This window comes from Stenotrophomonas sp. P5_A9, from assembly GCF_056400525.1.
In genome coordinates this window covers 41,244-50,795 of the sequence record NZ_JBFULC010000051.1, presented here as the reverse complement: position 1 = coordinate 50,795, position 9,552 = coordinate 41,244, and the positions used below count along the sequence as shown (strand labels likewise).

At 67.1% G+C, this 9,552-nt stretch carries 7 protein-coding genes; 5 read left to right on the top strand and 2 right to left on the bottom strand.

Annotation, left to right across the window (positions count from 1 at the left end; genetic code table 11):
* Together AC1DR7_RS15520 and AC1DR7_RS15515 are read left to right on the top strand one after the other, a co-directional pair.
* Positions 1 to 515: murein hydrolase activator EnvC family protein (locus tag AC1DR7_RS15520; RefSeq protein WP_478076548.1), on the top strand; the 515-nt coding region annotated here is incomplete at its 5' end.
* Between the two features lie 124 nt (positions 516 to 639).
* Entirely contained in the window at positions 640 to 2,037 is a 1,398-nt protein-coding gene (locus AC1DR7_RS15515; RefSeq protein WP_457319561.1) for a S41 family peptidase, read from the top strand.
* Between the two features lie 174 nt (positions 2,038 to 2,211).
* On the opposite strand, the gene AC1DR7_RS15510 is transcribed toward AC1DR7_RS15515, so the two are convergent.
* On the bottom strand, positions 2,212 to 2,904 hold the full coding sequence (locus tag AC1DR7_RS15510) for a rhomboid family intramembrane serine protease (RefSeq protein WP_256775030.1): 693 nt from the start codon (positions 2,902 to 2,904) through the stop codon (positions 2,212 to 2,214).
* A 225-nt stretch (positions 2,905 to 3,129) separates the two neighbouring features.
* On the opposite strand from AC1DR7_RS15510, the gene AC1DR7_RS15505 reads away from it, so the two are divergent.
* Positions 3,130 to 4,473 (top strand): outer membrane protein transport protein, encoded by a 1,344-nt coding sequence (locus tag AC1DR7_RS15505; RefSeq protein WP_256775031.1) that lies wholly within the window; start codon positions 3,130 to 3,132, stop codon positions 4,471 to 4,473.
* 353 nt (positions 4,474 to 4,826) lie between these two features.
* A complete protein-coding gene (locus tag AC1DR7_RS15500; protein ID WP_457319559.1) occupies positions 4,827 to 5,471 on the top strand; it encodes a hypothetical protein in 645 nt (214 codons plus the stop codon).
* A 94-nt stretch (positions 5,472 to 5,565) separates the two neighbouring features.
* Here AC1DR7_RS15500 and putA read toward each other — a convergent pair whose 3' ends face one another.
* The gene (gene putA / locus AC1DR7_RS15495; protein ID WP_478052777.1) at positions 5,566 to 8,790 is read right to left on the bottom strand and encodes a bifunctional proline dehydrogenase/L-glutamate gamma-semialdehyde dehydrogenase PutA; all 3,225 of its coding nucleotides are present in this window, start codon (positions 8,788 to 8,790) and stop codon (positions 5,566 to 5,568) included.
* 275 nt (positions 8,791 to 9,065) lie between these two features.
* Between putA and AC1DR7_RS15490 the strand changes: the two genes are divergently transcribed.
* Positions 9,066 to 9,542: a DUF2244 domain-containing protein gene (locus AC1DR7_RS15490; RefSeq protein WP_256775034.1), complete on the top strand. Its 477-nt coding sequence runs from the start codon at positions 9,066 to 9,068 to the stop codon at positions 9,540 to 9,542.
* Positions 9,543 to 9,552: the final 10 nt, after the last annotated feature.

Below are 9,552 nucleotides of genomic sequence, written 5' to 3'. Positions count from 1 at the left end.
CCGCCGCACGCCGCGCGGCCGCGGAGAAGGCCGCCGCCGACAAGGCCGAGAAAGCCGCGGCTGCCAACGGCACCCGTCCGCCGCCGCGCCCGGGCAAGACCCCGCCGGCCGTGGCCTCGGCCCCGCCGCCGAAGGTGGGCGGGCTGGGCTGGCCACTGTCGGGCAACCTGCTGGCCCGCTACGGCGGCAAGCTGCCCGATGGGCGCACCAGCAGCGGCGTGCTGATCGGCGCCGCTGCCGGCAGCACGATCACTGCCGTGGCCGATGGCACGGTGGTGTTCTCAGACTGGATGACCGGCTACGGCATGATCCTGATCGTCGACCATGGCAACGGCTACATGAGCCTGTACGCGCACAACGACACCCTGCTGCGCGACGCCGGCGCCACGGTGAAGAAGGGCGACCCGGTGGCCAAGGTCGGCAACTCCGGTGGACAGGGCGTGACCGCGCTGTATTTCGAGCTGCGCCGCAACGGGCAGCCGGTCGATCCGGGCAGCTGGCTGCAGCGTCGCTGACACCCAGCCCAACGGCGCGCTGTCCATGCGCGCCGGGTTCAACGGGAATTTATCGTCGCTTCGCGCATAATCGGGCGACGCACCCAGTGCGTGTTTTCCGTCCCCCGCCGACCTGGAGTGCTTCATGCGCGTAGCCCGTTCCGCCACCTTGCTGCTGGCCCTGTTGCCCGCTGTGTCCTGGGCGCAGCAGACCAGCGAGGCTGCCAGCAGCGCCAGCGATGCCGCCAGCAGCGAAGAGGCGGTGACATCGAAAGTGCCGCTGGAGGAAATCCGGCGCTACGTGGCGGTCTACAACGCGGTCCGCGCCGCCTACGTGGACCCGGTGGATGACAAGAAGCTGATGCAATCGGCCATCCGTGGCCTGTTGCTCGACCTGGATCCGCACAGCACCTATTTCGACAAGGAAGACGCCGAGGCCTTCGACGAACAGGCCACCGGCGCCTACGACGGTATCGGCGTGGAGCTGCAGCAGCAGCCGGACAACAGCAGCCTCAAAGTGATCTCGCCGATCGACGACACCCCGGCTACCCGCGCCGGGATCCGCGCCGGCGACCTGATCATCGCCATCGACGGCAAGCCGATCAGTGCCATCCAGGCCACCGAGCCGCTGCGTGGCAAGGCCGGCAGCAAGGTGGTGCTGACCCTGGTGCGCGAAGGCAGGGCCAAGCCGTTCGACGTTACCGTCACCCGCCAGACCATCCGTGTGACCAGCGTGCGCAGCCGCATGCTGGAGCCGGGTTATGGGTACATCCGCCTGAGCACCTTCCAGGCCGACACTGGCGCCGATTTCCAGAAGCATGTCGGCCAGCTGCAGCAGCAGGCCGGCGGCAAGCTCAAGGGCGTGGTGCTTGACCTGCGCAGCAACCCCGGCGGCCTGCTCACCGCGGCGGTGCAGGTGGCCGATGACCTGCTCGACAAGGGCAACATCGTCAGCACCCGGGGCCGCATCTCGATCAGCGATGCACGCTTCGATGCCACCCCGGGCGATCTGCTCAAGGGCGCACCGGTGGTGGTGCTGGCCGATGCCGGTTCGGCCAGCGCCTCCGAAGTGCTGGCCGGCGCGCTGCGCGACAACGGCCGTGCGCGCGTGGTCGGCAGCCGTACCTTCGGCAAGGGCTCGGTGCAGACCGTGCTGCCGCTGGACAACGGCGACTCGGTGAAGTTGACCACCGCGCGTTACTTCACCCCGAGCGGCAAGTCCATCCAGGCCACCGGCATCGTGCCCGACGTGCTGCTGCAGCCGGAGAGGCAGCCGGGTGACGACGCCCTGCCGGCCAGCCTGGCCGACTACAGCGAAGCCACCCTGCCGGGCCACCTCCGCGGTGACGAGGAAGGCGGCGACGGCTACAAGGCCGGCGACGTGCTGCCGGGCGACGGCCCGATCAACGACGCGCTGGCCGAGTTGAAGCAGCCGGGTTCGGTGCTGGCAAAGCAGAAGGCAGAGGCCGCCAAGGCAGCCGCGCAGAAGAAGCCGGAAGCAAAGCCGGAAGCAAAGCCGCTGGATACGCCGGCCAAACCCTGACCGGTAGTGCCGGCCGCTGGCCGGCTCTGCATGCACCCAACCGCATGAGGCGCCGGCCAACGGCCGGCATTACCCGGGTTGATCCGACTATCCGTGGAGCCGGCCAGCGGCCGGCACTACCCGGTGCGTCCGACCGGACGTGTGGCCGGCCAACGCGTCATGCGTCGGCGCGGCCTAGAACCCGTGGCGCTTGCGCAGCCGACGCGCGATCGCCGCGCGCACATAAACCCCGTAGGCCAGGCCGAACACGAAGCCTGCGATGTGCGCCCACCAGGCCACCATGCCGAAGCTCGGGCCGATATAGGCGAACACCACCTGCAGCGCCGCCCACACCCCGATCAGCAGGTAGGCCGGCGCCCGCACGAACTCCAGGAACAGGCCCAGCGGGATCACCACGCCCAGCCGCGCGCCTGGGAACAGGGCCAGGTAGGCACCGATCAGCGCCGACACCGCGCCGCTGGCGCCGATGATGATCTGATCCGGGCTGCCCATGGTGTAGATCGCGGTCAGGTTGGAAATGGCCCCGCCCACCAGGAACAGCAGGATCAGCCGCCACGGCCCCAGCACGCGCTCGGCCGGCAGCCCGAAGATCAGCAGGAACACCAGGTTGCCCAGCAGGTGCGACCAGTCCGCATGCAGGAACAGGGCGGTGAACAGGCGCAGCACGCTGCCGTCCTGCAGGGTGGCCCACCAGTCCAGCGGGTGGGTCAGGCCGGTGGACAGGGCGCCCCAGTCCAGCCACAGGCTGCGGCGGGCATCGTCCGGACGCGAGATCGACCACAGGAACGCCACCCACAGGGCGGCGAACAGCAGCGGGGTAGCCCAGCGGAAGGCGGACTTCTTGCGGGAGGGGATCGACACGAACATGGGTGCGCTAGCCTAGCGCGGCGACGCCCGTGATGGGGCATTGACGGGTTCAGCCTGAATAGCCACAAGGGGGCAGTCCGTTATTGTTTCATTAACCGGTCTGGGTATACTCCAATACGGCGTCGTATGTCGGGAGGGGAATCCGGCGCGTTGTCTCCACCGAAAGGCAGGGACGACGCAGGCGCACGTTGCCAAACATCACCGCAATTCCGGAGAGAACCAAACATGCATACCGCTTCCACGCTTGCCCGCGTCACCGCCCTGGCCGTCGGCATTGCCGGTGTCCTGGCCGTCGGCCACGTCAACGCTGCCGCCTTCCAGCTGAAGGAAAACAGCGCCAAGGGCCTCGGCCGCGCCTTTGCCGGTTCCGGCAGCGCCGAGGGCGACGCCTCGATCATCGCCGTCAACCCGGCTGGCATGCGCCAGCTCGAAGGCACCCAGATCCAGGGTGACCTGAGCGCCATCAGCTTCTCGGCCAAGTTCAGCGGCACTGGCCGCAAGCCGACCGGCCAGCCGCAGACCGGCGGTGACGGCGGCGACGCAGGCATGATCGCTCCGGTCCCGGCTGCGTACTTCCACATGCCGATCGGCGAACAGGCCCACTTCGGCGTGTCGCTGACCGCTCCGTTCGGCTTCAAGACCCAGTACGACAACGCGTGGGTCGGCCGTTACAGCGGCCTGAAGACCGACCTGAAGGCGATCGACCTGGGCTTTGCCGCCTCCTACGACGTCAACCCGTACGTGTCCTTCGGCGCGTCGGTGTTCGTTGAACACCTGACCATCGAACTGAGCAACAACATCGACTTCGGCACCGCGCTGGCGCAGTCGCGCGTGCCGGGCTTCGCCCCGGGCAGCGCCGATGGCAAGCTGACCGTGGAAGGCGACAACAACGCCGTGGGCTGGACCGTCGGTGGCTTGTTCAGCCCCGATGAGAACACCCACATCGGTATCAGCTACCGGTCCAAGGTCGAGCACAAGATCACCGGTGGCGACGCTACCTTCGACGTGCCGGCCAACGCCGCTGCCGTGCTGGCCGTGGCACAGCCGGGTCGCTTCACCAGCACCTCGGGCAAGGCCACCCTGACCCTGCCGGCCTCGGCCACCCTGAGCGTGACCCACAACGTCAACGACCGCTGGACCGTGATGGGTGATGTCACCCGCACTGCCTGGTCGACCGCGTTCGATCAGGTCACCATCGACTACGCCTCGGCGCAGCCGGACTCGGTGCTGGAATTCGGCTACCGCGATACGACCTTCGTCTCGCTGGGTACCGACTTCAAGCTGAGCGATACCGTCACCCTGCGCGGCGGTGTCGCGCTGGACCAGACCCCGACCACCAACGCCCACCGCGACGTGCGCGTGCCCGACACCAGCCGCAAGTGGCTGTCGCTGGGCGTGGGCTGGACCCCGTCGGCGAACATCGAATACAACTTCGGTTACACCCATCTGTTCACCAAGGATCCGGACGTGAACATCGCCGGCACCACCAACAACCAGGGCAACTCGCTCACCGGCAAGTACAAGGTGCGCGGCGACGTGCTGGCCGCGTCGTTCAACTACAAGTTCTGATCGACCTAGCCGCACCGGTTGTTTGAATGGCAGAAGGCCCCGCGAAAGCGGGGCCTTCTGTTTGTGCGTGCCCAGATCGATGGCTGCCCAGCCGATGCGCCCCTGATCGCCGAGCCGCTTCGCGCCGCCCCTGCCGCAGCTGCGCGATGAACGTCCGATCGCCATGTGCCCGGGCATCGACACCAGTAGCAAGGCCGGGAGCAGGGCAGTGCGTATGGCCGGATTCTGCCACGAGGTTGGCCCATGGCAGCGGTGGCACTGCGCGTTTCAGGCGCCGTCCACGCAGACGCAGCGCGTACAATTCCGCACCGCCCCCGCACGGTGGGTCATGCTGTTTTGACAAGGATCTGTACATGTCGCCTCTCGCGTTTCGTTCCACCCTTTTCCTGGGGTTGGCCGCACTGTCCGCCCCTGCATGCGCCGCCGACTTCGCCGCGTGTTTCACCCTCACCCCGGGCCTGACCTGGTCCACCGCCGATGAAACGCTGACCATCGAAAAGTCGACCTTCGCCGGCCAGCACGCGATCAAGGTCAACAGCGCAGGCGGCGGTATCGGTACTGCCAGCTACTTCGATGCCAGCGGGCGTGCCTTCCTCGGCCAGGACCGTTATGGCATCTCCGCCTGGGGTGGCGATGCGTCCAAGCCGGTGATGACCGACACCTTCAAGCCCGCGCCGACGTTCCCGCAGACAGCCAAGCCGGGCGACCGCTTCCAGTACACCGGGAAGGGCGAGCGCACCCATCACGTCGAAGACACCGTCGAACCGCTCGACTTCGATGGCTTCTCCGATTACACCTTCGTCGGCTTCGAAGACGTCGACGTGGAGATCGATGGTCAGCCGCGCACCTTCAAGGACACCTGCCACGTCAGCGCGACCTTCGAGGACAACCGCATCGAAGGCTGGTACGCGGCCGGCTTCGGCCGCATCAAGTTCGAGCGCTACATGGGCAAAGAACTGTTCATGCGCGATGAGATCGAGTCGATCGACGCCCCGTAACGCCGGCCGCTGACGGGCCATTCGTTGACCCAGATGAAACCCACAAAAAACCCCGCTTTCGCGGGGTTTTTTGTTCAACAGATGACGCCGTGGATCAATCGCCCAGCGTCAGCAGCGAGGCATTGCCGCCGGCCGCGGTGGTGTTCACGGTGACGGTTTTTTCGGTGGCAAAGCGCAGCAGGTAGTGCGGACCGCCGGCCTTCGGCCCGGTACCGGAAAGACCCTGGCCGCCGAACGGCTGCACGCCGACCACCGCACCGATCTGGTTGCGGTTGACATACACGTTGCCCACATTGATGCGCGAGGAAATGCGATCCACGGTTTCATCGATGCGCGAATGCACGCCCAGGGTCAGCCCGTAGCCGGTGGCGTTGATCTGGTCGATCACCGCGTCGAGCTGGTCGCCCTTCCAGCGGATCACGTGCAGCACCGGCCCGAAGATTTCCTTGTGCAGCTGGTCCAGGTTCTTCAGTTCGTACGCACGCGGGGCGAAGAACGTGCCATGCGCGGCCGCTTCGCTGAGTTCGGCGGCGGCGATCAGGCGTGCTTCCTTTTCCATGCGCACGGCGTGGTCCTGCAGGATCTGCAGCGCGTCGGCATCGATCACCGGGCCCACGTCGGTGGACAGCAGGCCGGGGTCGCCGACCTTCAGTTCGGCCATCGCGCCGGACAGCATGGTCATCACCTTGTCGGCGATGTCGTCCTGCACGAACAGCACGCGCGCGGCCGAGCAGCGCTGGCCGGCAGAGGTGAACGCCGACCCGATCGCGTCCTTGACCAGCTGTTCCGGCAGCGCCGAGGAGTCGGCGATGAAGGCGTTCTGGCCGCCGGTCTCGGCGATCAGCACGCCGATGGCGGCATCGCGTGCGGCCATCGCGCGGTTGATCGCGCGGGCGGTGTCGGTGGAGCCGGTGAAGGCCACGCCGGCCACGCGCGGGTCGGCGGTGAGCGCGGCACCGACGGTGGCGCCGTCGCCGGGCAGGAACTGCACCACGCCTTCGGGTACGCCAGCCTCGAGCAGCAGCTTTACTGCGTAGTAGCCGATCAGGTTGGTCTGTTCGGCCGGCTTGGCGATGACGCTGTTGCCGGCGGCGAGCGCAGCGGCCACCTGGCCCAGGAAGATCGCCAGCGGGAAGTTCCACGGGCTGATGCACACGAACACGCCGCGGCCATGCAGCTGCAGTTCGTTGGACTCACCGGTGGGGCTGGGCAGCTTTTCGGCATGGCCGAACTGCTCGCGCGCCTGCTTGGCGTAATAGCGCAGGAAGTCGACCGCTTCACGCACTTCGGCGATGCCGTCGGGCAGGCTCTTGCCGGCTTCCTTGACGCACAGCGCCATGAACTCGGGCAGGCGCGCTTCGAGCTGGTCGGCGGCGTGTTCCAGGATCGCCGCGCGGCTGGCGGCCGGGGTGCGGTTCCACGTCGGCTGCGCGGCGACGGCATTGGCCAGCGCCTTTTCGACGGTGGCGCTGTCGGCCGGCTGCCACTGGCCGACGACCTGGCGGGTATCGGCCGGGTTGGTGACGTTCAACAGCGCGCCGGTCGGGCTGGCGCCGGGCACCAGCGGTGCGGCGTGCCAAGGCTTTACGGCGGCGTTGAGCTGCTCGGCCAGGGCGCGCAGATCGTTGTCGTTGGCGAGATTGACGCCCATGGAGTTCTTCCTGTCATGGTTCTGGCTGCGCAGCAGATCGACCGGCAGCGGGATTTTCGGATGCGGAATGGAGGCGAACGAGGACACCGCCTCGACCGGATCGCGGATCAGGTCGCCGATGGCCACGCTGTCGTCGGTGATGCGGTTGACGAAGCTGGAATTGGCGCCGTTTTCCAGCAGGCGGCGCACCAGGTACGGCAGCAGGTCTTCATGCGAACCGACCGGTGCGTACACGCGGCACGGCACGTTCAGGCGATCGGCCGGCACCACTTCGGCGTACAGGTCATCGCCCATGCCGTGCAGCTTCTGGTGCTCGTACTGGCCACCCTTGGCGATCGTTTTGACGGCGGCGATGGTGTGCGCGTTGTGCGTGGCGAACATCGGGTACAGCGCATCGGCATGCAAGAACAACCGCTTGGTGCACGCCAGGTAGGACACGTCGGTGTTCTGCTTGCGGGTGAACACCGGGTAGGCCGGCAGGCCGTCGATCTGCGCACGCTTGATTTCCGCGTCCCAGTACGCGCCCTTGACCAGTCGCACCTGCAGGCGGCGACCGATGCGGCGGGCCAGATCGGCCAGGTAATCGATCGTGTACGGCGTGCGCTTCTGGTAGGCCTGCACGACTACGCCGAAGCCTTCCCAACCCACCAGCGAGGCACCGGTGACCACCGCTTCGATGATGTCCAGCGACAGCTCCAGGCGGTCGGTTTCCTCGGCATCCACGGTGCAGCCGATGCCATAGGATTTGGCCAGCTGCGCCAGTTCCAGCACGCCCGGGACCAGGTCGGCCATGACGCGCGCGCGCTTGGCGTGCTCGTAGCGCGGGTACAGCGCGGAGAGCTTGATCGAGATGCCCGGCGCAGCGTTGACGTCGCCGTCCGGGCGCCCGCCGCGTGCCTTGTGGTCACCGCCGATGGAGTGGATCGCGCGGCGGTAGTCTTCCAGGTAGCGCTTGGCGTCCTTCATGGTCAGCGCGCCTTCGCCGAGCATGTCGAACGAGTAGCGGTAGTTGGCGTTGTCGCCCTTGTGCGAGCGCGACAGCGCTTCGTCGATGGTGCGGCCCATGACGAACTGGTGGCCCATGATCTTCATCGCCTGGCGCACGGCCAGGCGGATCACCGGCTCGCCCACGCGGCCGATCAGACGTGCGAACGCACCCGGTACGTCGGCGCGGGTGGCATCGTTGATCTGCACCAGGCGGCCGGTGAGCATCAAGCCCCAGGTGGAGGCGTTGACCAGCACCGAATCGCTGCCGCCCATGTGCTTTTTCCAGTCCGCATCGCCGAGCTTGTCGCGGATCAGTTTGTCGGCGGTGTCCTGGTCGGGGATGCGCAGCAGCGCTTCGGCCACGCACATCAGCAGCACGCCTTCTTCGCTGCCCAGGTCGTACTGGCGCATGAAGGCTTCGATCGCGCCCTGGTCCTTGGCGCGCACGCGAACGCGCGCGACCAGGTCGGCGGCCACGGCCTGCACCTGCGCCTGCTCGGCGGCCGGCAGGCGGGCCTGCTCCAGCAGTTCGCGCACATGGCTGGCCTCGTCCTTCATCCAGGCATCGGTGATGGCCTGACGAAACGCGGGGGGAGGCGTCGGCAGCTCGGGCGACAGCAGCGGCGGACGGAGAGCGCCGGCCGGGGCCGGGGCAGGAATCGGTGCGGAGGGTGCGGTCATGCCGGTCGGCTCGTGGAAAACTTGACCATTTTAATCGCTTTTTGAGCTCGGCAAGCAAATTCAGGCGTGCTGTCCATAGCGGCGATAGCCTTTCATACAAAGGGATTCGCCGGACTAGCCGGGGTCGCCATAATTTGTGCTGATTTCGGCAAAAGCGCCGCCGATGTCCATGCTGTGTTGCACCATTCCTGAAAGTGTGAATGGACCCTTGCTACTGTCGCGAGTGCAGGGCTACCATCGAGACGTTTCCCGCGGCAGGAAAACGCGGTTGCGACATGATCGAGGTGCTGACAGCTCCGGACGGATCAGGGACGCGACTGCGGCTGCGTCCCCCACGGGCGCTCGATGCCCGGCAGTTCGTCCTGTTGTTTGCTGTGTTGTGCGGGGGGATGGGGTTGGCGGCCGGCCTGGGTTGGCTGGCCGGCAACGTGTTCGCCCCGTTGTTCGCGCTGCTGTACAGCCTGTTGCTGGCAGCGGCACTGCGTAGTGTGTGGCGTAGTGGAGAACGGCAGGAAGAAATCCGGGTGGTTCCGGCGTGTGTGGAGGTCATCCCCGCACCCGGGCACTCGCCGGTGTTCAGCGCGCACCCGCATTGGGTACGCCTGATCGCCGACGAGCGGAGGGTCCGGCTGGCGTCCAGTGGCAGGCAGGTGGAAGTGGGGGCTTTCCTCGCACCGGCCGAACGCAGGGCACTGGCTCAGAAACTAGAAGGCTTGCTCGCGGCCAGCGATGGCTGCAACCGACGACGCTAAGGGTCTAGGC

Coding starts and splice junctions, on each gene's coding strand:
- AC1DR7_RS15515 (WP_457319561.1), top strand. CDS start 640: ATGCGCGTAGCCCGTTCCGCCACCTTGCTGCTGGCCCTGTTGCCCGCT.
- AC1DR7_RS15510 (WP_256775030.1), bottom strand. CDS start 2,904: ATGTTCGTGTCGATCCCCTCCCGCAAGAAGTCCGCCTTCCGCTGGGCT.
- AC1DR7_RS15505 (WP_256775031.1), top strand. CDS start 3,130: ATGCATACCGCTTCCACGCTTGCCCGCGTCACCGCCCTGGCCGTCGGC.
- AC1DR7_RS15500 (WP_457319559.1), top strand. CDS start 4,827: ATGTCGCCTCTCGCGTTTCGTTCCACCCTTTTCCTGGGGTTGGCCGCA.
- putA (WP_478052777.1), bottom strand. CDS start 8,790: ATGACCGCACCCTCCGCACCGATTCCTGCCCCGGCCCCGGCCGGCGCT.
- AC1DR7_RS15490 (WP_256775034.1), top strand. CDS start 9,066: ATGATCGAGGTGCTGACAGCTCCGGACGGATCAGGGACGCGACTGCGG.